The sequence below is a fragment of the Paenibacillus sp. MDV22-iso6 genome (assembly GCF_058408365.1).
This window is the reverse complement of the sequence record NZ_JBZVDZ010000005.1, coordinates 304,026-329,832: the sequence shown is the minus strand read 5'-3', so window position 1 is coordinate 329,832 and position 25,807 is coordinate 304,026. Positions and strand designations below refer to the sequence as shown.

Annotated in this window: 18 protein-coding genes and 1 pseudogene; 12 read left to right on the top strand and 7 right to left on the bottom strand. The window is 47.5% G+C overall.

Features of this window, described 5'->3' with window-relative positions; translation table 11 throughout:
* Window positions 1-32: 32 nt before the first annotated feature.
* Complete coding sequence (locus AC4PM4_RS16465) at window positions 33-2,471, bottom strand: glycosyl hydrolase family 95 catalytic domain-containing protein (RefSeq protein WP_491614054.1); 2,439 nt, start codon at window positions 2,469-2,471, stop codon at window positions 33-35.
* Between the two features lie 210 nt (window positions 2,472-2,681).
* Here AC4PM4_RS16465 and AC4PM4_RS16460 point away from each other — a divergent pair, with 210 nt between their 5' ends.
* Entirely contained in the window at window positions 2,682-3,578 is an 897-nt protein-coding gene (locus AC4PM4_RS16460; RefSeq protein ID WP_063564761.1) for an AraC family transcriptional regulator, read from the top strand.
* A gap of 76 nt (window positions 3,579-3,654) precedes the next feature.
* Window positions 3,655-4,599, top strand: coding sequence for a divergent polysaccharide deacetylase family protein (locus AC4PM4_RS16455; protein ID WP_240321373.1), 945 nt, complete (start codon window positions 3,655-3,657; stop codon window positions 4,597-4,599).
* Here the strand turns inward: AC4PM4_RS16455 and AC4PM4_RS16450 are convergent.
* On the bottom strand, window positions 4,574-5,347 hold the full coding sequence (locus tag AC4PM4_RS16450; protein ID WP_090949000.1) for an N-acetylmuramoyl-L-alanine amidase family protein: 774 nt from the start codon (window positions 5,345-5,347) through the stop codon (window positions 4,574-4,576). The two genes, AC4PM4_RS16455 and AC4PM4_RS16450, sit on opposite strands and share 26 nt — an antisense overlap.
* Window positions 5,348-5,541: 194 nt before the next feature.
* On the opposite strand from AC4PM4_RS16450, the gene AC4PM4_RS16445 reads away from it, so the two are divergent.
* A complete protein-coding gene (locus AC4PM4_RS16445; protein ID WP_063564759.1) occupies window positions 5,542-5,766 on the top strand; it encodes a YqzE family protein in 225 nt (74 codons plus the stop codon).
* 95 nt (window positions 5,767-5,861) lie between these two features.
* Here the strand turns inward: AC4PM4_RS16445 and AC4PM4_RS16440 are convergent, their stop codons facing one another.
* From AC4PM4_RS16440 to AC4PM4_RS16430, 3 genes are read right to left on the bottom strand one after another with little or no spacing between them, the layout of a single operon-like run.
* Window positions 5,862-7,073 (bottom strand): hypothetical protein, encoded by a 1,212-nt coding sequence (locus tag AC4PM4_RS16440; RefSeq protein ID WP_491614053.1) that lies wholly within the window; start codon window positions 7,071-7,073, stop codon window positions 5,862-5,864.
* A 27-nt stretch (window positions 7,074-7,100) separates the two neighbouring features.
* On the bottom strand, window positions 7,101-8,318 hold the full coding sequence (locus AC4PM4_RS16435; protein ID WP_491614052.1) for a YqhG family protein: 1,218 nt from the start codon (window positions 8,316-8,318) through the stop codon (window positions 7,101-7,103).
* A gap of 2 nt (window positions 8,319-8,320) precedes the next feature.
* A complete protein-coding gene (locus tag AC4PM4_RS16430; protein ID WP_072732325.1) occupies window positions 8,321-10,081 on the bottom strand; it encodes a DEAD/DEAH box helicase in 1,761 nt (586 codons plus the stop codon).
* A gap of 190 nt (window positions 10,082-10,271) precedes the next feature.
* On the opposite strand from AC4PM4_RS16430, the pseudogene AC4PM4_RS16425 reads away from it, so the two are divergent.
* Window positions 10,272-10,964 (top strand): annotated as a pseudogene (locus AC4PM4_RS16425) (HAD family hydrolase); the annotation flags it as partial.
* 60 nt (window positions 10,965-11,024) lie between these two features.
* On the opposite strand, the gene msrA reads toward AC4PM4_RS16425, so the two are convergent.
* Window positions 11,025-11,540 carry a peptide-methionine (S)-S-oxide reductase MsrA gene (msrA, locus tag AC4PM4_RS16420; protein WP_072733433.1) on the bottom strand — a complete coding sequence of 172 codons (516 nt, stop codon included), beginning with the start codon at window positions 11,538-11,540 and terminating at the stop codon, window positions 11,025-11,027.
* Between the two features lie 219 nt (window positions 11,541-11,759).
* Here msrA and AC4PM4_RS16415 point away from each other — a divergent pair, with 219 nt between their 5' ends.
* The 8 genes from AC4PM4_RS16415 to AC4PM4_RS16380 all read left to right on the top strand — a co-directional run bounded on the left by AC4PM4_RS16415 (window position 11,760) and on the right by AC4PM4_RS16380 (window position 24,469).
* Window positions 11,760-12,320: a flavin reductase family protein gene (locus AC4PM4_RS16415; RefSeq protein ID WP_491614050.1), complete on the top strand. Its 561-nt coding sequence runs from the start codon at window positions 11,760-11,762 to the stop codon at window positions 12,318-12,320.
* Window positions 12,321-12,834: 514 nt separating this feature from the next.
* A complete protein-coding gene (locus AC4PM4_RS16410) occupies window positions 12,835-14,928 on the top strand; it encodes an acyltransferase family protein (RefSeq protein ID WP_090805239.1) in 2,094 nt (697 codons plus the stop codon).
* 225 nt (window positions 14,929-15,153) lie between these two features.
* Window positions 15,154-16,467, top strand: coding sequence for an extracellular solute-binding protein (locus AC4PM4_RS16405; RefSeq protein ID WP_491614049.1), 1,314 nt, complete (start codon window positions 15,154-15,156; stop codon window positions 16,465-16,467).
* Between the two features lie 144 nt (window positions 16,468-16,611).
* Window positions 16,612-17,490 (top strand): carbohydrate ABC transporter permease, encoded by an 879-nt coding sequence (locus AC4PM4_RS16400; protein ID WP_063564751.1) that lies wholly within the window; start codon window positions 16,612-16,614, stop codon window positions 17,488-17,490.
* Between the two features lie 40 nt (window positions 17,491-17,530).
* Window positions 17,531-18,385, top strand: a complete 855-nt coding sequence (locus AC4PM4_RS16395) for a carbohydrate ABC transporter permease (RefSeq protein WP_371121405.1) — start codon at window positions 17,531-17,533, stop codon at window positions 18,383-18,385.
* Between the two features lie 29 nt (window positions 18,386-18,414).
* Window positions 18,415-20,220, top strand: coding sequence for a cache domain-containing sensor histidine kinase (locus AC4PM4_RS16390; RefSeq protein WP_491614048.1), 1,806 nt, complete (start codon window positions 18,415-18,417; stop codon window positions 20,218-20,220).
* On the top strand, window positions 20,217-21,800 hold the full coding sequence (locus AC4PM4_RS16385; RefSeq protein ID WP_491614047.1) for a helix-turn-helix domain-containing protein: 1,584 nt from the start codon (window positions 20,217-20,219) through the stop codon (window positions 21,798-21,800). Before AC4PM4_RS16390 ends, AC4PM4_RS16385 begins: the two co-directional genes overlap by 4 nt.
* 92 nt (window positions 21,801-21,892) lie before the next feature.
* Complete coding sequence (locus tag AC4PM4_RS16380) at window positions 21,893-24,469, top strand: beta-mannosidase (RefSeq protein WP_491614046.1); 2,577 nt, start codon at window positions 21,893-21,895, stop codon at window positions 24,467-24,469.
* 102 nt (window positions 24,470-24,571) lie between these two features.
* Here AC4PM4_RS16380 and AC4PM4_RS16375 read toward each other — a convergent pair whose 3' ends face one another.
* Window positions 24,572-25,678 (bottom strand): FAD-dependent monooxygenase, encoded by a 1,107-nt coding sequence (locus tag AC4PM4_RS16375; RefSeq protein WP_091000750.1) that lies wholly within the window; start codon window positions 25,676-25,678, stop codon window positions 24,572-24,574.
* Between the last annotated feature and the right edge of the window lie 129 nt (window positions 25,679-25,807).

The window sequence follows — 25,807 nt, the reverse complement described above, 5'->3', positions numbered from 1 at the left end:
TTCTTATTTATGGTCACATTTTACAAGATACGCTAAAACGTCGCTTTAACAATGGAGATGATATCTCCTGCTACGGTTGAGATCTTGCCAACCTGACCAGAAAACATATATTGTTCACCAGAAGAAACTGTGCACAATGCCCCTTCTGCCCATGGGATATAGAAGGTTAGGGAAGTACCAGCTTCGCTCTCAATCTCGATCCAATCCGTCTCCCCATCCACAAAAGCCGCGCTGACAAGGAAGCCTCCCACAGCACGGAGAGTATGGAACTCTGCTTTTTGTCCATTCGGCCAGTTGGGAAAGAAGCGCAGGGTGCCATTATAACTTTGAAGAAGGCATTCATTGATAACGGCAGGCAGGGAGAAATTTTCGAACCAGATGCCCATGCGTGACATGAAATCGAAGTTCTCCGTGTCAGCATAGCGACCACCGCTCATCAGGACCCGATCTGTACAAGTACCGTTTGGTAGCAGACAATACTGGATTTGACGCTTGAAGCGTTCCAGATCCAACACGCCAAGCCGGGCTCCTGCAAGATGAAAGAATACCAGTTCATTCCCGCCTTCGTTGCGGTGGTTAAGGTAGGAGTTTACTGCGGTCTGATATTCCTCCTCTGACGAATGAAGCCCGTGATCTTCACCTGGAAATACAGTCGTAATAGGAATTGGGACGTTATACACCACGTCAGGATCTTCCCCCTCCACCGACACAAAGACTGGACCGTTGCGTGATTCGGCTGTGGGATAAGAAGGGAACTGGTTTAAAATCTCCTCTACATTCTCTAGCAGTTCCTGCTCGGATTTTATCCTTTCAAGAACACCGCAGGCCTGGGTGAACGCATTGAACAGAAATCGCGTCAGTGTCAGGTCGATCAGGCAGTCTTTGTTTTTGGCAAAGCCGGGTGAAATCTCATATAGCTCCGGCACCACCGTCGGAAAAATGTGATAATTACCATCTCCCCAGCGTTCACCCTGTGCTTCCGGACGATTCATGTAATCGACCATGAACAGCACGGCTTCCTTCATGGGTTGAAATGCACGATCACGCAGGAACGTCTCGTCCATGGAATATCGATAGTGCCACCATAGACTTTGTACGGTCCAAGGCGTCTCACAGATTTCCCATCCCCAGTGCGGGACAGGGTAGGGCATCATGGACATCTCAACAGGATAGGCTGAGTGGGGGAAATAAGCTCCGCTTAGTCCGTAATAATCACGTGCCCATGCTCGGCTGATGGGAAGTACATGATCAACCATATCCACGTAGGGCAGATGTTTGTCGAGATGATTGCTGGAGAATGCGAGCCAAAATGGCTGCTGTGTGTTGTAATTCATGTGGTAATCCCCATGCCAGTCTGCACCGATGGTACGGTAGCTCCAGTTGGCGAATAGGCCTGGACAGGTAACGCCCTCTCTCACGGCACAATTAAAAAAGTAAAGATTGTGGTACCAGATACGCTCCAGAAATTCATCTTCCAGAGAGACGGAGGAGCGGCTCCAATAATCACGCCACATTACATTCGATTCTTCCTTAGCTTGACTAAAGGAAGACAGTTTTGGCGGGTCGGCCTCAATATTGAGTTCACTGTAAAGGCCTTCCCAGAGCTCTGCACAGGCCAAAAAGCCGAGTTCAGGTTCTCCCAGAGGACAGCCGTTGGATGCGAGCGTCTGATGATGCAAAGCATGTTTCTTCATTGCTGTTAATCCAGACCAGCGAACAGCGAGCCGGAAAGCTCTATCTTTTTCATGTGTGATATAGGGCGTAGCGGGATGCTCAACATGCGGCAAAATTTGCGTAAATGACTGTCTACCCGTAATTTCACTGGTTACGATTGCTGCTTGAGGAAATTCAGGCGGTGTTTCGGGATCAGGAATGAGCTTGATCTCCTCGAATAAGGGGATCGGAGCACCCGTCGCAGTATCACTTACCTTCATCCAGATCCGGTCGTGCGCTCCTTCCACAAAGAGTTCGAATACAGCAGGTTTGCCATCGATCAGGAAATCAATCGTGCAAAGGCCGTTGGCAATATCCATGGTGTGGCCGATGACTTCGGCCTTTCGCCGATCATACCGCAGCAGTAGTGACCCGCAGGGCATGGGCTTGGGATATGCCTTACTGTAATTTTGGCCAGCCAACTCACAATATTGTTTGTACCACGGATGATCCGTTAATCGCGGTAAATCAGCTGGCAGAGCAGCAAATCTGTCATATACCTCTTGGAAAGTCATGAGCTCTTCACGGTGTTCTTCGGCGAGACGAATATCCCATACATTGTTGTGCCCAAAATGGAGCATCACAGCGTCTGGACGGGTTGTTACGACAACACCTAGTCCTCCATTGCCCAGTAGTGCGCCTTCAAAAAAATCCGGCGCAGGACCAGTGAAGGAAATGGGATGCTGCTTGGCCCGTTCATAGCCTCTGTTCTTTTTTATCTCGTTTTTTCTCTTCGTTAGACTATCCTTCTTCTGCACAAGTCGTCCTCCTCATGAAGTCATGCGATGTACAGTTATTACTGTATCTGAACAGCAGTTTGCTGTATTTAGCAAGACGTCCATGATTTGCACGATCGTCAGATCAATTGGTGCTCTGCTGATATGTACCTCTAGTCCCCAATTGTACCTTTCGATGATGGAGATGAAAGGTTAACATCGAGAAAAACGGAGTCGGAAAGGAAACTTCCAATGAATTTTGCTTCCTTGCATCCCTATGTATATTTGGCGACCCGATACCCTTTTGCGAAGGGACAGTCGAGTTCTCCGCGAATTTGTTATACCAGTTCCATTTACTTGATCAGCGAAGGGTATGGGATATTAAGTATAAATGGTCTGAGCAGCAGGCTCGGTCCTGGTTCGCTGGTCTATATTCCAGCAGGGCAATTACATGAATGGGTGGCTGATGGGAATAACCCTATGGTACATCTGTGTTGTTATTTTGATTGGCACTATGTGGAGCGAAAAGAGGTATTTGATACGTCCTGTCCGATCTGTTATCCGCCGCAGGTGTTGCAACAAGCTTTTGTTGGCCCAGCCTTTCCATATGAACTTAGGGAGATTTCAAAGGTGGAGTCGTTGCGAATCTGGCAGGATCTGTTCCAAGACTTTTATAAAAGTGGTTCATATACCAATGAGCAGACTTTTATGCGGAGCTTGACGATTCAGCGTCATTTTCAAACGTTTATCGACTACTTTCTGAACTGCTGCATGGAGAAGGGGCATTTAATCCCTGATCGCCGTATAGCCCATATTCTTAAAATTTTGGAGAAAGACTTACTTCACGGAGCACCCAAGCCGCTGGATATCTATCACAAAAGTCTCAAAATGAGCCGTGGTCATTTTTTCGAGCTGTTCAAGAAATCTACCGGATACTCCCCCATCCAGTATATGAATCACTTTCGTATTGGACGGGCGAAGTATGATTTGCTTCACACGACATTAAATATCACTCAAATTGCTGAAAAATATCATTTTAGCTCGGTTCATTACTTCTCTCGCCTTTTTCATCAACTGACAGGTCAGGCTCCTCGCCAATATCGCTTACATCATTCCAACACAGCGGCCTTCAGCGCTCCATTGGAATGAACAGGCTTTTTTTGTCTACATATTCCCCCTTCATTGTTCAAATAATGATGGGACAGAACAAAGGAGGGAACGATGGATGAATAAGGCCGGACGAAAAGGGTGGTCCTGCACCTGGAAATTTAAAATGTCAGTGGTACTCACAGGTACGATATTCATGGTTTATGGTTTTGGCTTTTCTGCCAGCAGTGCGGAATCACAAATTCGTTCAGGGCAGCCAGAGCAAATGTTAACGGAGCAAACCATAATACAAGCACCTGGTTCAACTTCAGGTCAGATATCACCAACTCCGGCAGACAAATCGCAGCGTAAACGAATGGCGATCATCATTGATGATGCGGGGAATGACATGAAAGGTACTTCTGAAATTTTGGCGACCCCGGTTAAGTTAACGTTGGCCGTGATGCCATTCTTGCCAACGACGAAGAAAGATGCGATTGCCGCACATGAAAAAGGAATGGATGTGATTGTTCACATGCCAATGGAGCCCAAAAAGGGAAGACCAGAATGGCTTGGGCCAGGTGCGATCACAACCAATCTGACGGATGAGGAAGTGCGTGATCGAGTCGAGAAAGCCATAGATGAAGTTCCTTATGCCGTCGGCATGAACAACCATATGGGTTCCAAAATTACGTCTGATAAACGGATCATGTCCATTGTATTGGATGTATGTCAAGAGCGCGGGCTATTTTTTGTGGATAGTCGTACCAATTTTCGATCTGTGGTGGGGGAATTGGCCATCACCAAAAATATGCCACCCGTCGGCAACGATATTTTTCTAGATGACCACAATTCCAAACAACAAATACGCAAGCAAATGGATTTGGCGGCCCAACGTGCTCTCGACAAAGATGTGTGTGTAGTGATCGGTCACGTTGGTCATACCGGATTAAATACCTCTGCTGTTGTCCATGAATCCGTATCTCGGCTCAAAGGTCAGATTGAGTTCGTCGGTATTAGCGATCTGGTCCGAGATGTGTGGCATTGGCAAGCTGAGCCTAAACTGCCGACAGATAATAAATAATGCCATTAGCAATGGACTGTGCAATCCGTTTCTGTTCGCCCGGGTCGCTGATCATTGCGCGATCGTGTGCATTGCTCAGAAATCCGGTTTCAACAATTACAGCGGGTTGCTTCACATGATTTAACAGGTAAAAGGGCTTGCCCCATACCACATCGCGCTCCGTCTTGTACAATTGATTTAGCTGATTCTGAATGGAACTTGCGAGCATGTAGCTTCTTCCTTCGTTCTGATGTAAAACAACTGGGCCACGAGCAGCTGATCTTGGACTCCAGTTGGCATGGATACTGACGACGATGTCGGTGCTGACCTCTTCGCTAAGGCTTTTGCGTTGAGCCAAATCTCTGCGATGGCGTGAGCGACTGTTTAACCAGCGATTCTCGTCACTCAGCGCATAGTCTCCAAGTCGGTTGATGATGACTGCATAACCCTTGCTGCGAAGCAGAAGATACACTTTTTGGCTAATGGCTAGGTTGATGTCTTTTTCCAGTACGCCATGGTCTGTTGTTCCACCGTCAATGCCGCCATGACCAACGTCTAGAAGGATGACAGGTGCTGCAAACGCATGATGAGTGGAGTGATAGGCATCCCCATCGGTTACCGGCAGCATGGATGGGCTTATGGGTGATCGTTGTGAATGCAATATAGGCAGGTCGGTTAAGGCAAATTTTGCCGCGCTGGCATGGGAGGTCAGAGGGATGGAACTGATGCTGATTAGCAATGCCATCGATGCGGCCAGCAGCTTATACATGAGAATACACGCTCCTTCTTGAAATAGGCATCTTATGCCATAAAGTGAGTGGATGGATACCTTTGGCATTAGACTGTGCATTCTTCTGTTTTTCATACTCTTTGCAGCAAAAAAAATGTTTATTGATGATCCCTTCTGCACACAATAGAGATAACATAAGCCCCGGCTTTGCCGGAGCTAAGGAGGCAGAGGTTATGGCCAAAAGTGATGAGCTGGTGAAATACATTACAGAGCGAGTTGTTCATTATATCGACACACCGAAGGATGAACGTAAAGGACGAACCAAGACCAAAGAGCCATGGACTATGAAGTGGTTTGGAATGATTCCTTTTGCTGTATCTCTATGGGTTGGAAAAAAGGAAAAAGCAATGAATTCGCAGGGGAAAATGCAGAAACGAAGCTCTTCAGGTAAAGGGTGAATCAAGAACCAACATAGGTAGAAGCTTCTTCCAAAGAAAAAGACGCATTCCTATGAAGAACCAGAGGAAGGCGTCTTATTTGTTGTATAGATCGGTCAAGGTTTCACAGCATAGAAATGCCCGTCCCGCAGCAAAGTCTGAAGAGGTACAAATCGTCTTACCGAAGTATTCCCGCCAATAGCTACATATTGTTTTTGAACGGTTCCACGGTCGTCACGCCAGATTTGATAACCACTGACAGGCAAAGCCCCGCCATACAAGACATTTTTCTCATCTGCAGAGAAAACGATCTTTTTATGCTCTTTCCATTGCTGATTCAATGTTTTTACGCCATTGATCGAAAGTGCTTTTGACGTGATCCATAACAGATTGTCCGCGGGATCAAAGAGAGGTTGCAGATCCATGGAGTCAACGGACAACGACAACGAGGAGACTTGTGGCGAATCCTCGGGGGTCATCACGACAGCTTGTACAGATATTGACCTTATGAACTTCATTCGACTCGTAGCCTGCCGTGAGTCCGTATCCAGTGCATCCAAAATACCCGTTGGTAAGGTGTCGCCGTTGGTTGCGTCAATATAGATTGCATCATCGTTAGGTCTCTCCACTTTCCAATAAGCGAGCAGGGGAGGCGCATAACGTAATTGAAGCCCTCCTCCGTCATTAATCATTTTCTTCAAGTCCAGTTGCTGTCGATCCAGAGCTTGATCCAACAAGGAAATGTTGTACGGTCGTTGTTCTCCCTGACCATACTCGCTGAGCTGTAATTGTCCTTGCTCGTTAGCTGAAATGATCATATAACCAACGGGTGACTCTCCAACATTAGCGTATACCAACCAGCTGCGTGTGCCTGGACCGAGGGGATAAAAGTCCAATTGAGCATGATCCCAATGGTTCCCTTCATGTTCAGTACTTAGAATGATAGCTTGCTCGCGAGCAAATTGTTGAACTGCATCAGGAGCCAGTGTGTCGGAATGAAGTCCCGCCGTACTTGTGGCCAATGTATTGGATAGTACGGGCCTATATGCATTTTGGATTCCAGCACCTTCAGCTTGGAGTATGGGGAGCAGGGTGATTATACATAGAAAACACATTACAATGCCGGTTATACGGCGAATCACGTTCCATCCCTTGTGGAAGGGTCGTTTCATGCCAACACCTACTTTTCTGGGGTACATATCCTGACAAAACGGACTCCATTTTCGCTGCGTGATCGTTTCTAGTTCCATTTTAGAGGACAGGTTATGCAAAGGTTGCTGCAACCTGTCGGGCTGCCACTCATGAATAAACACTACTTTTGCCGTCATTTGCGGGAAAAGTAGTGTCTTCGTCGTCTATCTCAAATGAAACATGCCGCTGCTAATCGCGGTCACCTTCACTTTGGGCTCATATTGCCAGATCATCTCGGTACGCCGTGTTTCATATTGCAGCTTCATAGCTTCCCGGTCCAGGACCGCTTGGCGGGCTTTCTCCTGTTCCAGGTCCGTTTCTGGTTCTGCCTGAACAGCAGCTTCAGCAGCGAGTTCGACATCTGCTCCAATCATCACGCCAGTTGGTTCGACGGGCTGTAGATGTGCTTTCTGGATACGAGTAGGGCCGGAGCGAGAAGTCTGAATTTGGGTAAATGGCCCGGTCCCTGCATGTTCCTGATCCGTTGAACTACCGTCTGTGCTGGAGGCAGAGGTTGTATCAACGTCGACCTCAGGGGTGTCCTCTCTAAGAACTGCTTCATAGTACGTATCCACAACAGCAAGCTCCAGATCAAGCCGTTCTTTGGCTTTCTCTGCCCAGCTATAGTCGAGTTCCAGCAAGCGATTTGTCAAATGCGATTCCAGAGCTGCCCCGGCATCGGCTAGCGACACTTTGGCGGTCTGTACGTGCATATTTTCAGCCAGCCTTGGGCTAAGGTCACGCCTGTTCAGTTTCGAGCCGAACTTCTCGACAATTTCCCCTGTTCTGAGGGAGATGCCGATAAAATGAAGTTCCTCTTTTTTCAGATCACAAGCGAATTCCACTTTAAAACACACACCAAGCCATGGCTCATATACTGCTGGCGCGGTAGCTCGCAATTGCCTTTTTGCAGCCTGTTCGAACAGGTTCACGAATGCGCCGCCTTCACGCGCTGCATTGAAGATCTGTTGCAACCTGCGACTGCCATATACAACATCTTCTTTCAAAATCCGTCCGGGTCCCAGCTGAGGCAGAGAAGGGACAATACCGAAGTACCGACCTAGAATGGTATCTTTGGGAGCCTCGGGGGTACCGGTACCTGGTGAGGTTGGAGGAGCTAACTGTGCAGCTTTTGCTTCTTCAGCTTCCAACGCTTGCTGATGGGCATCCGGATCAAAGACGAATGTAAAGGACATCGTCTCCGCAGGTGCACCGGTTCGCTCCACAAATCCCCAATAATACGGACGGTTGGTTAATGCCTTGTCGGCTTCAGGTGAAAGTTTTACCGTAACATGGGCAGGGGAGCGCTCCATAATCTGACAATCAAGTGTTTCCAGGTAAGTGAGCACATACGCCTGCACTTCATGGGGTGACATGGTCATGATCAGAGGCCTCCTTTACGAATATCAAGCCCGGATACGGCTGGTGCCTCATCTGCGACTTCGCGCTGAATGGAGTTCAACGATTGTCCAAGCGAGTCCATTTTACGGCGGATATCCTCTTCGTTTTGTGATTCAAGCATGATTTTGTACAAACTCTTTTCGATCGATTCCTTCTTCTCCAGCCGCTCCAGAATGACATCCAATCCACCAATAACCATCTCGAACATATTGATCTTCTCATGAAGCAGATTCAGAATATGCTCCTCGATTGTGCCTGTCGTCGAAAGGTTGTAGATGTTCACATCATTCTGTTGTCCCAATCGGTGTACGCGACCGATCCGCTGCTCGACACGCATAGGATTCCAGGGCAGGTCGAAGTTGATCATGTGATGGCAAAATTGCAGGTTGATACCCTCACCGCCCGCCTCGGTTGCAATCATTGCCTGTACGCGGCCACGGAAGAGGTCCATCATCCAGTCTTTTTTACCACGGTTCATGCCGCCCCGGTAGGGAACAGCGGTTAGGCCGTTGTTGCGAAAATAATTGAGCAAATACTCCTGCGTGGCACGGTATTCGGTGAAAATAATAACCTTCTCATTCATGTCACGAACGAGTTCCATTGTTTTTTCCGCTTTGGTATTTTCCTTGATCGCTTTAATATGGGCAACGAGTTCCCAAATCTTATCCCGCAGTGGGGAGTCCAGTGGAAGCTTCTTCGACAGATTGACCAACGTCACAAACACGGCATCCCGACTGCTGCATACTTCGCGTTGCAACGTCACTAGCGAAAGCATGCTGCTCAGATTGCCGCCGGCTTCCTGGTACTGATCCTTCACAAAGGAAGTCACCCCATCGTAAAGGGCTTGTTCTTCAGGCGAAAGCTGTAAATTCACATTGGACACGTTTCGTTTGGTAAATTGAACAGGTCCTTCACCGCGACGGTTACGGATCATGACTTTGGACAACTCATCCTTAAGCTGCTCCTGATTTTTCGGAATACGTTTGTCGACGACAAAGTTGGCTGCAAAATCACCCTGACGGCCAAGCTGTCCCGGCTTGAGCAGATTAATGAGGTTGAACAGCTCGCTCATGTCATTCTGTACGGGTGTAGCCGTAAGCAGCAGGCAGTACTTTTTCCGCAATTTCAGCATGAATTGATAGTTCGTTGTTTTTTTATTTTTGAGCTTATGAGCCTCGTCGATAATAATCATGTCGTAATCTGTATTCAGCAGCATATCTTTATGCGGGTCACGCTTTGCTGTATCCATAGAGGCAACCACGATTTCATTTTGCCAGGAATAGGCTTTTTTCTGTGCAATCGCTGGGATGCCAAATTTGGAATTCAGCTCCCGGACCCATTGTAGTACAAGGGACGCAGGCACGAGAATGAGCACTTTGGATACAAGTCCACGGACCATATATTCTTTCAAAATCAGACCAGCTTCAATCGTTTTGCCAAGTCCAACTTCATCGGCGAGAATGGCACGGCCTGACATTTCAAACAGTACTCTGCGTGCAGTATCCATCTGGTGTGGAAGAGGGGTGAGTCCCTGTAAATGCTTCAGACATTGGATTTCATCAAAGTTGGGAATCAGATTCGTCTCTTCGGCTTGAATGCCAAGTTGAAAGAGTCTGTAATCGCCCCAAGGGCCGCCTTTATCGAGTCTGGACTCCAGTTGGGTGATCCAGCTGCGATCGAATTCAAGCGGAACGGGTAGTTCTGCTGCAGGTTGATTAAGTTGATGCGGGTTTTTCCGGTTCATGGTGCTTCCTCCCCTGCCATTCGTGATGACGGTTTATTCGTAGGTAATAGTATGGACGAATGAGAGGCAGTTCATAACCAACCTTGGAATAAGGGGTGATTTCAATCAGAAAGTTTGGAAGGGTTGTAAAATGATAGGTATTCACGTATGTTGATGAATAGTCACTTTACTTAAGTAGAGTGACTATTATATCTCAAACTATATCCTGAATATGAAGGAGGAGAATCTGTTGATGCTTTCATTGATTTTTGATATGGATGGTACGTTATTTCAGACAGATCGAATATTGGAAAGTTCTCTGCATGACACTTTTAATCATCTGAGATCAAAGGGATTGTGGGAGCAGAATACGCCAATAGAAAAGTATCGTGAGATTATGGGAGTTCCTCTGCCCGTCGTCTGGGAGAATTTATTGCCCGGATACTCGGACCAGATTAGACAACAAGCGAATGAATGGTTTCATGAGAAGTTGATTGCGAATATCGAGGCAGGCCATGGTGCCCTGTACCCGTACGTAGAAGAGTTCTTTCTATACTGCAAAGAGAAGAGTATACCGATATACATAGCGAGTAATGGACAAATCGAATACTTGAATGCCATCGTAACCTATTATCATTTGGATGAGTGGGTAACGGAAACCTTCAGCATACAGCAGATTTCATCACAAAATAAGTCTGATCTCGTACGCTCCATCGTGGAGAAATATAAGATCACTCATGGCATGGTTATCGGGGATCGCTTGTCTGACATTAAGGCGGCGAAGGATAATGATTTAATTTCCATTGGATGTAATTTTGACTTTGCTCAAGCCGATGAACTAGCTCAGGCGGATCGGGTTATTGATAGCTTCGAGGAGTTGAAGACTTTAATCGGTGTACTGTAAAATGGATGCGACAAAAAAGCGGCCCATGTGGCCGCTTTATTAATTAATTATTTAAAGAGATTAACTCCAATATTTCTTGATAATTTCGTCACGTCCGGAATAAATCCGGGATTCTTTATAATATTTCGGATCTTTGCGATGGAAATTTTGATGATATTCTTCTGCCGGATAAAATACGGAGGCTTCCTCAATGGCAGTAACGACAGGTTTATCGAATCGGCCTGTGTTGGCAAGTTCCTCTCGGGATTTCAGGGCCAATTGGCGTTGCTCTTCATTGTGATACAGGATGGCAGCCCGATATTGGCTTTTGCGATCATTACCCTGACCCGTGGCATCTGTGGGATCGATCTGCGGCCAGTACAGCTCAAGCAATTTCTCATATGGGAAAATGGCTGGATCAAACGAGATTTGCACAACTTCCAAATGCCCCGTTTCCCCGGTCAATACTTGCTCATATGTAGGGTTTTCTACGGTTCCACCCATGTATCCGGATATAATCCCGTGAATGCCGGGCTGCTCTTCAAAGGGACTTACCATACACCAGAAACATCCCCCGGCAAACGTTGCTTTTTCAATCACTGCTATTCCCCATTTCTCAGTTGTGTTTAATCAAGATTACTATGAATGCTAATTATAACGCAATCCATTTGATAGTTCACCCAGCCTCTTCTTTTCAAAAAGTGATTTGTGATAAGGAAGTAATTCTTTTTCATCCTTTACTTATATTGTATAATAATGGATGAGAAAACGGCCTGTTACAGCTTTGGGGCCAATTGAAAACGAAGAGGTGATCAGATGCGGAAACCGATAGATGAACCTATGTTTTATTCATATCCAGGCATGGTGGCGGTAGTGACGTCTCGTCATAAGGACATGCAGAATGTGATGGCCTCAGGCTGGCATACCTATATTGGGTCGTCTCCCGGAATTTACGGGATATCGCTGAGGAAGGAAACGTACTCTTATGAATTGATTGAGCAGAGTGGAGTATTCGGGGTACACTTCCTTCCGGGTCATCATTCGGAGTGGATTCAGGCTGCGGGAACCTTCAGTGGAAGAGACACAGACAAATTCTCGAAATTCGGGATTACATACGAAGAAGGAATTAAAGTGAATGTACCCATTCTGACTGAATCTTATTTTGCTTACGAGTGCAAGGTAATCGATATCACAACATATGGGGATCATGAATGGATTGCAGGTGAAGTATTACAGCGGTATCAAGACCCGGAATACTTCTTGGAAAATGGAATGGTTAATCTGGACAAATTGCAGATTCCAATGTACGTAGGACGATCCTCTTATCGGATTCTTGATGGGAGTGCGGAGGAGAAGGTTCATCCGTTTTACCTCTAGGGTCCTAGGCACCAAGATGCAATTATGAGCAAAACTTTCAATCCGGCAAGAGATAGGTTTATAATGGTTATTGGCTGCTGAGCAAGTCGGCAGCCTTTTCCTATTGGCATAAGTGTACACTCCAGACCCTCAGAAGGATCTGCTCATATATGAAATAAAAGGTAAGGTAATATTAGCCATTCTATGAAAAATGCTGTATTTAAAAATAAAATTAGAGTATGATTTTACAGCTATATATGCTTGGCAGGAAAGGTTACATCGTTTCACTGGATTGTAACTATTACTGTAATTTGTGAATAATCTTTCGGGCGTATAATGCTAAACGGGACATAACGACAAAGATATAAAGAAATCGTAATCATAAAACATCATGGTTAAGTAACACGTCTTCTTTATGTTGTAAATGAATGATGGAAGGTGCAATACGTATGTTAATGACAACCAGAACCACAAGGAGTTCTCGAACGCCCCAGACATGGATGATGTCGACTCACATTGTCAAGGAGGGGCTCGCATGTCACAATCGTTGAAAAGCAAGCGGCATATGAACGGACTGGATGGTTTGCGAGCCATCGCTGTGCTTGCAGTAATAGGGTATCATCTGAATTTAGGTTTTATTCCGGGCGGTTTGCTCGGTGTAGGCATTTTCTTTGTTCTATCAGGGTATTTGATTACAGATATTCTTTTGACACAATGGCAGGAGCGTGGCCGGATTTCGCTCGGTGATTTCTGGGTGCGAAGAGTAAGGCGCTTGTTACCTGGCATGATCACGATGACTGCAGTGGTGATGATTTGGCTGCTTTGCACAGATCCATCTCGACTGGCTGCGTTGCGTGGTGACATTGTCTCGGGAGTATTATACATAAGCAATTGGTGGTATATCTTTCATAACGTTTCCTATTTCGAAAGTTTCGGCCCTCCATCACCCTTTGGACATTTCTGGTCGCTGGCTGTGGAAGAACAGTTTTACATTGTTTGGCCCCTTCTACTGGTCGCAGCAATCGTCTTGTTCAAAAGAAAGGGATGGCTGGTCGTCTTTATTGTCGTAGCAGCTGAATTGTCTGCTGGTGCGATGGCCATCATGTATAATCCGGATCTGGACCCGAGCCGTGTTTATTATGGAACAGATACAAGAGCATTCGCCTTATTGGCTGGTGCTGCACTGGCCGTGGTATGGCCGAGTCGCAAACTATCGTCATCCCTTGCCCGCATCAATCGCCTTGTCCTGGACGTGTTAGGTTTAGCTGCGCTGGCTTGGTTAATCTACATGATGCTGAATAGCAGCGAGTACGACCCTTCATTGTATCGAGGAGGAATGGTACTTCAGGCTATAGCGACGACTTTGCTCGTAGCTGTACTGGCTCATCCATCATCCTTCCTGGCAAGGCTTATTGGCGCCAAGCCATTGCGCTGGATCGGGGAACGATCCTATGGTTTATATTTGTGGCACTATCCTGTCATTATTCTGACGAGTCCAACGGTAGACACGGGTGGAGCACATCCTGTGCGAATGGTTTTGCAGGTTGCAGCGACGGTTGCACTGGCCTCCTTGTCACTTAAATATATTGAAAATCCAATTCGTCATAACGGATTTCGTGATTCCTGGTCCCGGTTATGGGGAAGAGGGCGCAATGCAACAGGTATTCGCAACGTATGGTGGAAGCGCGCTGGATTGCTGATGAGTATTCTGTTGATGTGCTTTACGGTGTCACAGATGATGATTACGTCAGCAGCGAATTCTGATTCCCATTCGGTATCGATGTCGGCCACGCTGAATGGAGATCATTCCGTAACGGAGGAAAAGGGGCAGGACGTTCTTCCAGCAACAGTGAGCACCTCCGGGGCCAACAACCAACCTGCGCCACAGAAAAACGATAAACCAGCGGCGAACGCTGGAGATCCACCAGGCAAAGGAGAACAGCAAACGACGAAGCCAGGTAATGCTCCGAAATCTGAGGAACCAACTTCAGGTGAGCAGAAAGGATCAACTCCTGGCGACTCGAACCATGCTGTTGGTAAACCCAAAGGAAGCACCGACAATCCTGGAAATCCAGAAGACAACGGTAATGAACAACCCGAGGATCCTGTCAATACATCAGATTCGTCCAAAGAGCAAGAGGAAACAGCCCCTCCAGCCAAAGATGGCAAGATTCATTATACGGTAATTGGAGATTCAGTTATTTTGGACGCCAAGCCTTATCTTGAACAAACCATTTCGGGCGTGCACGTGGACGGTCATATCGGCCGTCAGATGTGGGAGGCTGCCGATGTACTGGATGGCCTGAAGAGAAATAACCAAATGGGCAGTCAGGTCGTACTGGAGCTTGGAACAAACGGTTCCTTCAATTCCAAAAGTCTGAATTCCGTGTTGGATTATTTGAAAGATGAAGAACATGTTTATCTGGTTACTGTGCGAGTCCCTCGCCCATGGGAACGAACCGTGAATAAAGCACTGAACGAAGCGGCGTCAGATTATAGCAATGTATCTCTCATTGACTGGCACACTGCAAGTGAAGGACATGACGAATATTTCGAAAAAGATGGTGTACATCTGACGAAGGAAGGTTCGGAAGCTTTTGCAGCACTTGTGAAAGACAGTATGAAATAAATCAGAACTTATCTATTCATTTATTTATAAATTCAAGAATGGTTCCCGAATCCACATACAGAAAGAGCTCTCATGATGAGGGCTCTTTCTGTATGTAGCAAAGATTGCAGGATCAACGGGGAATCCGATATTTTTCACCCCTGCATCCGTGCATCGTCACCTTACAGAATGATAGCGTTACCATTTACAATAAGTGTATACAAATCGCCAAGGGGGACTATAGAGATGTTGAAAAAATGGCTTTCGGGAATGTTGGCAATGACGCTATTTTCCATCGTTCTGGCTGGTTGCGGCGGCGGGGACAGCTCAGAAGGCAGCGACAGCAAGGATAAAGTAACCGTCACTATATGGCACAACTGGACTGGACAGGACGCCAAAGCGGTGGCGATGCGCAAAATCATTGAAGACTTCCGTGGGTCGCATCCGGATATTGAAGTCGTGGATGAAGGTCTGCCGACAGATGGCCTCAAAACAAGGCTCCGGACGGTGGCAGCGGCCAATGAAATGCCGGATCTGTTCGTCATGTGGCCGGATGCGATGACCAAGGAGTTTGTGAAAGGGGATCTGTTGCAGCCGATCAATGCCGAGCTGGACGCGAAGCCGGAATGGAAAGACAACTTTATTCCGAACGCTCTGGATGGATATACGGTGGACGGGGATATCTACTCGGTACCGATGAATCTCGCACCCACTTCCTTTATTTATTACAATGAAGCACTGTTTAAGCAGTACAACGTGAAAGTACCTGAAACGTGGGCTGAGCTGGAGCAGGCCATCGCTACATTTAATGAGAACAAAGTAATACCGATGGCACTGGGGAACAAGGCCAATTGGGTGGCTCAATCCACGATCTTCAGTACACTGGCTGACCGGGTAACCGGCACAGACTGGTTCTTAAAAGCAACAGCGCAGGATGGGGCCAGCTTTACAGACCCACAATTCATCCAGGCGCTGGACAAAATGCAGGAACTCGGTAACAGCAAAGTATTTCAGGATGGTTTCAACAGTATTGACGAAACACAGATGATGCAGCTGTACTTCCAGGGAAAAGCAGCGATGGTGATGAACGGCGGATGGGCATTGGCCAACCTCGTCAACAACGCACCGGAAGACATTTTGAACAATACACACATTACGATTTTACCAGCAGTAGATGGAGGCCAGGGTGAGGCCAGGACGACATCTGGCGTTGTAGGGACAGGCTTGGGTGTAAGCAAAAAGTTAAGCGGTGCCCAGAAAGATGCGGCCATGGAGCTATTCTACGCTTTGGCAGGCCCTGACGGTCAGAAAGCAACTCTGGATAGCAGCACACTCGTCAGCTACAAGATTGATCTGGACAAATCAAAAGCCCATCCATTGTTTGTGGAGCTCTATGACTTAATGCAGGAAGTAAAGATTACTCCGGTGTATGATTCCAAACTAGGATCTGCAACCGTCGAGGTTATCAACAATGGATTGCAGGAGCTATTGATGGGTGGTAAAGCCGCAGATATCGCGAATAAAATTCAGGCATCGCAAGCCAGTGCAGTCGGAAATTAAGGTCATAGGTCATTCCGATCCAGATCTGGATGAGCTGAAAGATGCTTTGCGGTAAGATTCAGACCCCTTCCCGGTAGGGGAGGGGTTTTGCATTGATATCAAGGGTTGTAATTACCAAAGGTTTGATGAAAGGAAGTGAGCAAGATGAACGCATTGCGCAGTCGACGTTTTATTATGCTGGGGCTCGCTCCGGCAGTTCTAATTTACGCTTTGTTTGTATTTGTGCCGGTTGTATGGTCAGCGTACTATGGATTCTTCAACTGGTCGGGAATCGGAGAGTCAAAATATATCGGACTGGATAACTATGTGGAAATATGGCATGATTCCGTATTTTGGCGGGCACTGAAAAACAACGTCATTTTTGTTCTAGCTTCAGTATTTGGGCAAATTCCGTTAGCGTTGATGCTGGCGGTCATTTTGCACAAAAGCAATCCGTTACAGCGTTTTCTGCGTTCAGCCGTATTTCTGCCGATGGTATTATCCACAGTAGTTATCGGTATGATCTGGCAATATATCTATCACCCGCAGATCGGGATACTGAACTTTCTACTGGATGCATTAGGGCTGGAAAGCTGGAAGCTGCAGTGGCTTTCAGATGAGAAAATCGCCATTTTCTCCTTGGTGCCACCGCTGCTCTGGAGTTTTGTCGGTTTGTACTTGATTATCTTCATCTCGGCGCTGCAGAATATTCCGGGCGAAATCCATGACGCTGCCAAGATTGACGGTGCTTCCGGAATCCGCAAGCTGGTTTCCATTTCTTTGCCCATGATCTGGGGAACGGTTCAGGTGGCGATCATTCTATGTATCTCGGGCAGCCTAAAATCATTCGATCTGGTGTACATCATGACCAAAGGCGGCCCGGCGCATGCGACAGAGCTGCTGGCAACGTATATGTATAATTCAACCTTCAACACGTATCGCTATGGCTTCGGGAGTGCTATCTCGACCACCATTGTGCTAATCTCCCTGCTGCTGATCGGAACAAGCCAGTGGGCGACAAGCCGTAAGAGAAAAGAGAATTAGGAGAGAGGGGGGGAATGTAATGAGTGTTACACCTTTATCGATGCCAACACCAGGGAATACTTCAGGCCATCCGGTTCGCCAATTCCGTAGTGGAATTGTTTGGACGCTGTTGACGGTCTATGGTATTTTAACATTGTATCCGTTCTATTGGCTTGTGATCAGTGCATTCAAAACGAATGAAGATTTCTATAGCAGGCCCTTCGGGCTTCCGGAGAAATGGAACGTGGAGAATTTCAGTAATGCTTGGGAAAGCTCCAAGCTGGGAACCGCTTTTGGCAATTCCCTGATCGTGTCCGTAGGTTCGCTTATCATAACGCTGTTTATAGCAGCGCTGGCCTCATTTATACTTGCACGTTTCCAGTTTCGTTGGAAAGGGTTGATCATGACCTTCTTCGTTGTAGGTATGCTGATTCCCATTCATAGCACATTGGTTCCGTTATTTATTTTGATGAAACAGATGTCCCTGCTGAATACGTATTGGGCACTGATATTGCCGTATACCGCATTTGCGTTGCCAACCGCGATATTTGTGCTAACAGCTTATTTGACTAGCATTCCACGTGACATTGAAGAGGCCGCTTTTATTGATGGAACAGGTCTATGGGGGCTGTTCACCCGGATCATGCTTCCCATGTCTGTGCCTGCCTTGTCAACGGTCACTATTCTGAGTTTTCTACACGCATGGAATGACTTTTCATTCGCACTCGTGTTTATTAACAAAACAGGTTTGAAAACGTTACCGCTCGCGATCGCAAACTTTGCCGACGGATATCAGACCGATTACGGCCTGACTCTTGCTGCCATGACCTTGTCCGTAATCCCGACCATCATTCTATACCTGGTATTTCAGGAACAAGTCATGAAAGGCATGACGGCCGGAGCAGTCAAAGGTTAAATGAGAGCGCATCCAGAGGAGGAAAAGGTGTGGGACGCTGGCTAACATCTTCACTGCAGCGGAAGCTGTCCGTCGTGGTTACGGCTTCCATGATTGTGCCGCTGCTGGCACTGGGACTGTTCGCCTTTCTGATCTCTTCCCGCATCACAGAGCAAAAAACAAAGCTTTCCGGCATGGACACACTGAAGCAGGTGGAAGCGAATTTGCGCTATATGCTGCAGGATGCCGAGACATTATCGATTTTTTTGATTGGAGAAAGGGACATTCAGCAGTATTTAAGTAACGATGAGGACGATGTGCAGGAGCGTGTGGATATTCTGGGCAGGATGACTAATCTGGCCGCTTCCAAAAAATATATTGCCAACATTGCCATCTATCCGGAACGTTTCCATGCGGCTCTGTTCACGGCTACATGGTATGAATCATCCAATGTAACTTATCCTCCTGCTCCGCGTGGTGATGCGGTTAAAGCATGGACTGGCGTATATCCGGTTCAGAATTATGCGGGTATCCAAAATGTAATAACATTGGTTCGACCCATTCGCAGCATTCATGATTATGCGCCCATCGGATGGCTGGCGATCAGTCTAGACGAGAAGGCAATCTCGAAAGGATGGGCAGCGCTGGGACTGGGTATGGGCGAAGGTCGACTGGAACTGATCGGTCCCACTGGAGAGATTTTGTCTTCCATGGACAAATCCCGTCTTGGACAGTCACTGGAGAAGATCGAGCCTGAAGTACATACGCTGATCCAACAAGAGGGAAGCGGAGCAGCCACGTATGGCAGCGGCGATGAGAAACGTACTTTGCTCTATTATCCGGAACTGTTGACAGGCTGGACGCTGACCGGAACGGTTCCCTACGATCAGTATAAGTCCGAAAACGGTTATATTCTGATCCTAACTGCTGTTGCAGTGAGCCTGTCTGCTGCGATCAGTGCAGGACTGGTCTGGTTTACGGTGCGACGAGTCACAAAGCCGCTGCGAGTTCTTACGAGACATTTGTCCCGAATGGACCCGGATCGACCGATGCCCCTATTTCGATCGGAAAGTGATGATGAAATAGGCAAGCTGGGAGAGAGTTATAATTTGCTCGGTGCACATATTGAGAGACTGAAGGAAGAGGTAATTCGTGGTGAAACCCGCAAGAAGGAAGCTGATCTCAGGGCACTTCAGGCGCAGATCAATCCTCATTTTCTGTATAACACCCTTTCATCCATTCACTGGATTGCCTTGATGTCTGAGGAAAAGCGGATCGCAGAGATGGTTGAGGGATTGAGTGATTTTTTGCGCATCAGTTTGAATCAGGGTAGGGATTATTGTCCAGTTGGGCAGGAGATTGCCCACATTCGCCATTATGTTCGTGTACAATCCATCCGATTTCCCGACAAGTTCGCCGTGCATTATATTGTGGATCCGGCACTTGAACAGCGAATGATGCTGAAATTGCTGCTCCAACCACTTGTCGAAAATGCCATGATTCACGGAATTCAGCCGAAAGCGGGTACGGGCACAATTACAATCATGATTCGGCAAGAACAGGAACGAATGAATGTGCTGGTTCTGGATGATGGAGTTGGCATGGAGCTGGGCAGACTGGAGCATGTCAGAAGCAATCTTGTGTCATTGGATGAGGAAGAGCAACATGATTCAACCCACCATTGGACGGAGAAAGAGCCAATGAATCAAACATCCCAAGGGGGTTACGGACTCCGCAATGTGAACGAGAGACTACTGCTTCATTATGGAGCGGAGGCGCAGCTCGAAGTGGACAGCCGGGTTGGAGGTGGAACCCGGATTTCATTTTCCATTCCAATCCTGGAGGAATCACGATGAGATTACTGATTGTTGATGATGAAGTAATTATCCGCACAGGGCTCGCCAGTGTAATCGCTTGGCATGAACTGGGGATTGAGCTGCTTTCGCCAGCAGCCTCGGCAGAAGAGGCGTTAACACGCATGGCCGAGGAGAGGCCGCATATTCTGATGACTGATATTCGGATGACGGGAAGGTCGGGGCTTGAACTGGCTGAGGAAGGGCGGCATATGCTGCCGGAACTCGAGGTCATTATTTTATCGGGATACGATGACTTCTCTTACGCTCAGCAAGCGATTCGTCAAGGTGTCACGGATTATCTGCTTAAGACGAGTAAACCGGAAGATATTATCAAGACGGTGCTTCAGGCCAAACAACGGATTACCGAACGATGGGCTGAGAAATCAAGAGAAGGGCAGCTACTGCGAGAGAACAAACAGCGCCTGTTCGCTGTATGGATCATTGATGGAGACGTTGAATCAAGCCCTTGTCCTGTATTTCTCCAGTCGGGAATGAATGTGCAATCGGAATATTCCTCAGACAAGGAGCAAGTGCAGAGACAGATTCTTATTTTAAAAGCTGAGGGGTGGAATCATTCTTCGGTTACTTTACTGAACTTTGCCGTGCAAAATATGCTGGAGGATGTTCTGTCAGGCGCAATTGCACACATTCAAAAAGACCGGATTATCTGTGTTGTACAACTGCCGCCGAATGAGCAGGATTTCCAATTTACTTTGGGGATTGCGTTAACCCGGATGGAGCAACTGTTGAAATGTACATTGCGTGCAGCAGTAGGTCGACCCTGTATGGAGGTTCAACTTCTGCATGAGAGCTACCGAACAGCGTCGATTGCATACCGTTACCATGGGTTACTTGAAGACAGAATATGGCAATATGAAGACGTTTTGCACCGCATAGGAGGCAAAGCCGTCCTTCAGCATGAGGAAGAAACTACCCTGGGGACATTGTTAATGGATAACGACTCGATTATGCTGACCACATGGACGCGAGAACTGGTGAATGAACTCCTGTTGGACCCCGAAGTAACGCCAGAGTCTTTTGATGCCTGTCTGCATGCTGCGGTGAATGCCGGACAGCGCTGGTTGATTCGCACGATGCGGGCCATTGGAAGAGACGATCTGGAACGATTCGAACCATGGAGGCCAAACCCGGATGCCGATGCTGGTGAACTTCGTGATCTGCTGTTTCATCATTTATATGGGCTGATGCATACCTATCACAGCCAGATGGGGCAAGGGCGGACCACCCATGTACAGAAGGCTATTGCTTATATGGAATCTGGATTGGCACAGGATATTAGCCTGCAATATGTCGCAGGTCAGGTTCATCTGCATCCGGGCCATCTCAGTGAACTGTTTAAGAAGGAAACGGGCGTCACTTTTGGTGATTTTGTAACAGGCATGCGAATTCGACGCGCGATGGACATGCTGGTGGTTTCTCCCGCAAAAGTAAGTGAAGTGGCGGCTATCAGCGGATATGAGGACGTTAAGTATTTTAGCAGGCTGTTCAAAAAACATACAGGCAAGACTCCGAGTGAGTTTCGCGAGGAGGCCGTGTCGTACAAGACTTCCGGACATTAAAGGTTAGCAGGCTAAAGAACGAACGAAGTCATTTTTATATTGCAAACGTTTTCGATATTTTATTACCAAGGAAACTGGGGAGCGAGGCAAGGATGAAGATGATTAATTCAAGTCAGGATTTGTCAGGACAATGGAAAATACAGCATTTCGAGGTTGGGGAGAAGCGGCCCATGGATGTTGCAGCGGCAGCGCTGGATGATCGATTTTGGATCGGAGCGGAGGTGCCAGGGGATGTGCACACCGCTCTGGTGGAACGCAGCATCATTGATCCGCCCTACTATGGGCATAACGATGCCAAGAGTCGATGGATCGAGCAGAAGGAATGGTGGTATCGTACTAGCTTCAACCTGTCGAAGGATGCGGAAGCAGAGGAGTACTTTGAGTTAATATTCGACGGGTTGGATACGTTCGCCACCGTATATGTGAACGGACATGAAGTGGGGCAAACGGCTAATATGCTCATGTCCCATAATTTCGATGTGACTACACTAGTTCGTAATGGCTGGAACGCCCTAGCGGTCAAGTTCGATCCCCTTTATCTGCATCACAGAGACAAGGAAACGTTTGACTGGTCTTCGTATACGAAGGAACGGCCATGGTTGCGCAAAGCTGCGATGAATTTTGGCTGGGACTGGGGTCCACGGATGGTCACCGTAGGAATTTGGGGAGGGGTACGTCTTGAAAGACGAACGATTGCAAAGCTGGAGAACGTATTTGCACGTACCGAATCAGCCAGCAAGCAGCAAGCAGTTGTCCATGTCACTGCGGATGTGAAGTCCGTATTGTCTTTCCGTAGCAGACAGAAACGTGAAAAAGCGGTGGCCCTGTCTTGTGATATCCGTTTACTGGACGCGAGTGGACATGAAGTGGCACGGTCAGCCGAAGCAGTTGTGGAAAATGGTCTCGCCGATACAATACTAAAATTAGATTCACCACAATTATGGTGGACGCATGATTTGGGTGAACCTTACTTGTACAGGATGGAAGTTACGCTATTTGCCGATGGGGTGGAAGTAGATCGTTACAACGAGCCTTATGGTGTACGAACCATTGAACTGGCGCTTCATAATGAGCAGGGTGAGGATGCTTTTACGTTTATCCTGAACGGAGTGCGTGTGTACGCGAAGGGAGCCAACTGGATTCCGGCCGACCATCTGATTGGTGCCATCCCGGCCTCCCGGTATCGTGAGCTGATCGAGTTGACCGTGGAAGGGCATATGAATATGCTGCGTGTCTGGGCGGGCGGTATATATGAAAAGGACGTCTTCTATGATGAGTGTGATCGGCAAGGCGTACTGGTGTGGCAGGATTTTGCTTTTGCCAACGCCTTATTCCCTGATTTCAATCGGGACTTCATGAACAATGTACGGGATGAGGTTGAAAATAATGTCTTGCGCCTGCGCAATCGTGCCTCGCTTGCACTCTGGTGTGGCAATAACGAAATTGACTGGCTATATGACATGAAGTCCGCCAGTGGAGATATTACCAGCCCCTTCTATGGAGAGCTGATCTACCATGAGCTGATACCGGAAGTGCTGGAGCGGTTGGATTCGTCTCGTCCATACTGGCCTTCCTCACCGTATGGGGACAGTCACGGCAATGATGCCAACGATCCGGCTGTGGGGGATCGTCATAACTGGCAAGTATGGCATGGTTCCGTGTATCCCCGAAAACACGGCGAGCCGCCACTGCTGAATTACAGTATTGAGGGCGTGACTTTCAAAAACTATAAAAAAGATAATGCCCTGTTCAGCAGTGAATTCGGCATGCACGCCTCGGCCAACCGCTACACACTGGAGAAAAACATGCCTGCAGGGCAATTTTACTGGGGCAGCCCCGAAATGGCCTATCGGAATAAGGATACCAATCATCAGAAAGGCATTCTTCTAATGGAAGGATATACGGGCATTCCGCAAAATATTGAAGAGTACATGAACTACTCGATGCTGACACAGGCGGAAGGATTACGGTATGGCATTGAACATTTCCGGCGGATCAATCATCGCAATAGTGGAGCCCTTGTGTGGCAGCTGAATGACAGCTGGCCAGGCACAAGCTGGTCCATGATTGACTACGAGCTACTGCCGAAGGCCTCCTTTTATTACGGAAAAGTATTCTTTCACCCGATACTGCTGTCTCTGGAACATGAACCGGGTGAGCCGCTTACGTTATGGGTTGTGAATGATACACGTGACACTCTGAAGGGACAGCTTCGACTTAATGTCTATGGATTGAATGGGGAAAAAGTATATTCCAGCTCGCATCATGTGGAGACAGGTTCGCAATCCGCTAATCGCATAGCAGAGCTGAGCGAAGCGGAAGTATTGGGAGGCAAATTGGCAGATGAAGTGATGGTTGAATTGGTAGCCGAAGGTTTCACTGCACCACTCAATCGATATTTCTTACGTGATCCGAAGGATGTTAACCTGCCTCAATCTCAGCTCAGTGTGCATGTGAACGAAGAGGAGCAATCCGTGTCGGTTACAGCCATTGGTGCAATTGCACGGTTGGTGAAGCTCGAGCTGCCCCTCGGACGCGTTCGTTTTAGTGATAACTATTTTGATCTTCTCCCTGGTGAGAGCCGTACGGTGAGATTACGTCATCCCGATAAGTTGTCTCTGCCGATGACTGAGCTACGGGTAAGCGCTATGAATGGTAGTGAAGCCTGATCCCTAATTGTTTTTCCACAAAGAACAAAACAGCCGATGCTTCCCCAACAGGGAGTCATCGGCTGTTTGTTGATTTACGCGGTGCGTGAATAACACGCCCCATTATTGAAAAGATTCGTACCGCTGCTGGAACGAAGACTCCATCTCCAGTTGCCTAGCCAACTGCTGCTTCACTTTTTCTCCACGTCGGGCCTGCAGCTCTTGCAGCCGTTCTGTAGAAGTGAATTGATCGGCTGCCATATCAATGAGCAGCTCAGCAAGCACGTCCGCATCTTCCAATGCGGCATTCAATCCAAAAGCGCCCGTTGGAGTCATTGTGTGAGCAGCATCACCAAGCAAGACCACATTGTCCTGCGCCCATAATTCGGCGAAACTGCTCTCTACGGATAACAAAACAAAATCACTCCATGTCTGGATATGTTGAGCTACCGAATCAGCGAGACAGGGGAAGGCCGCCACGAGTTTCTGTACAAAGGGAGCAAAAGGCTGTTCACGCAGCTTGGAGAAGGACCCTTGCGGGATGTTCCATCCGATCTGTACGTATCCTCCAAATTGTGAGAATAGCGCCAACTGCTGACCATCCATACTGGCCATTCGAACAGCAGGTTCCCAGCCTGCTGGAGCAGGAATGCGAGCCCATAACAGATCGTATCCATGTTTGCGGATATCCGGGGTCAGACCAGCGTGTCTGCGTACAGCTGAATATCTGCCGTCTGCACCAACAATAACCGCTGCTTCAATGGAAGCAGGCCGTCCTTCTTGCCGAATGTTGATGCCAACCGTGTGGTCAGCCTTATTCCGTAATAATCCAGTCATAACCGTATTATAAAGGACTTGTTCGTTTTCCTGGTTCTGTGATTGTGACACGATGACTTCCAGCAGATGATCCTGAGGCACATGAATGCCCACATGGGATTCTTGCTCTCCAGGGAAAATGGTGTGGATGATCTGACCGTTCTCCCAATATTGAATTTGCTCCAGAGGCAGCACGCCACGCTGGGTGACAGAAGGGTATAACCCATGTTTATTCAATACATGTTCACCATCTGCATTAAGAACTTCGCCACGAAACGACTTAAGAAGGTGCGGCTGGCGCTCGATCAGAATGGTGGATATTCCCTGCCGTTTCAGCAGGAATGAGAGTAGAGCCCCACCAGGACCAGCTCCCACAATACAAACGTCAGTTTTTAAATACGAATTTTGATTCATGTGTAAAATTCCCTTGCAATATAATGGATGAATAACCTATTACTTTATAATAACAGATTTATAAAAATCATTAAGTAACTAAAAGTAACTTTAAAGATATACGTTATTATAAACAAATTCAATCCAATA

What these genes read in the sequence shown, in the direction of transcription:
- AC4PM4_RS16460 (WP_063564761.1), top strand. Translation starts at nt 2,682, where the DNA reads ATGAATTTTGCTTCCTTGCATCCCTATGTATATTTGGCGACCCGATAC.
- AC4PM4_RS16455 (WP_240321373.1), top strand. Translation starts at nt 3,655, where the DNA reads ATGAATAAGGCCGGACGAAAAGGGTGGTCCTGCACCTGGAAATTTAAA.
- AC4PM4_RS16450 (WP_090949000.1), bottom strand. Translation starts at nt 5,347, where the DNA reads ATGTATAAGCTGCTGGCCGCATCGATGGCATTGCTAATCAGCATCAGT.
- AC4PM4_RS16445 (WP_063564759.1), top strand. Translation starts at nt 5,542, where the DNA reads ATGGCCAAAAGTGATGAGCTGGTGAAATACATTACAGAGCGAGTTGTT.
- AC4PM4_RS16440 (WP_491614053.1), bottom strand. Translation starts at nt 7,073, where the DNA reads ATGACGGCAAAAGTAGTGTTTATTCATGAGTGGCAGCCCGACAGGTTG.
- AC4PM4_RS16435 (WP_491614052.1), bottom strand. Translation starts at nt 8,318, where the DNA reads ATGACCATGTCACCCCATGAAGTGCAGGCGTATGTGCTCACTTACCTG.
- AC4PM4_RS16430 (WP_072732325.1), bottom strand. Translation starts at nt 10,081, where the DNA reads ATGAACCGGAAAAACCCGCATCAACTTAATCAACCTGCAGCAGAACTA.
- AC4PM4_RS16415 (WP_491614050.1), top strand. Translation starts at nt 11,760, where the DNA reads ATGCGGAAACCGATAGATGAACCTATGTTTTATTCATATCCAGGCATG.
- AC4PM4_RS16410 (WP_090805239.1), top strand. Translation starts at nt 12,835, where the DNA reads ATGTCACAATCGTTGAAAAGCAAGCGGCATATGAACGGACTGGATGGT.
- AC4PM4_RS16405 (WP_491614049.1), top strand. Translation starts at nt 15,154, where the DNA reads ATGTTGAAAAAATGGCTTTCGGGAATGTTGGCAATGACGCTATTTTCC.
- AC4PM4_RS16400 (WP_063564751.1), top strand. Translation starts at nt 16,612, where the DNA reads ATGAACGCATTGCGCAGTCGACGTTTTATTATGCTGGGGCTCGCTCCG.
- AC4PM4_RS16395 (WP_371121405.1), top strand. Translation starts at nt 17,531, where the DNA reads ATGCCAACACCAGGGAATACTTCAGGCCATCCGGTTCGCCAATTCCGT.
- AC4PM4_RS16385 (WP_491614047.1), top strand. Translation starts at nt 20,217, where the DNA reads ATGAGATTACTGATTGTTGATGATGAAGTAATTATCCGCACAGGGCTC.
- AC4PM4_RS16380 (WP_491614046.1), top strand. Translation starts at nt 21,893, where the DNA reads ATGAAGATGATTAATTCAAGTCAGGATTTGTCAGGACAATGGAAAATA.
- AC4PM4_RS16375 (WP_091000750.1), bottom strand. Translation starts at nt 25,678, where the DNA reads ATGAATCAAAATTCGTATTTAAAAACTGACGTTTGTATTGTGGGAGCT.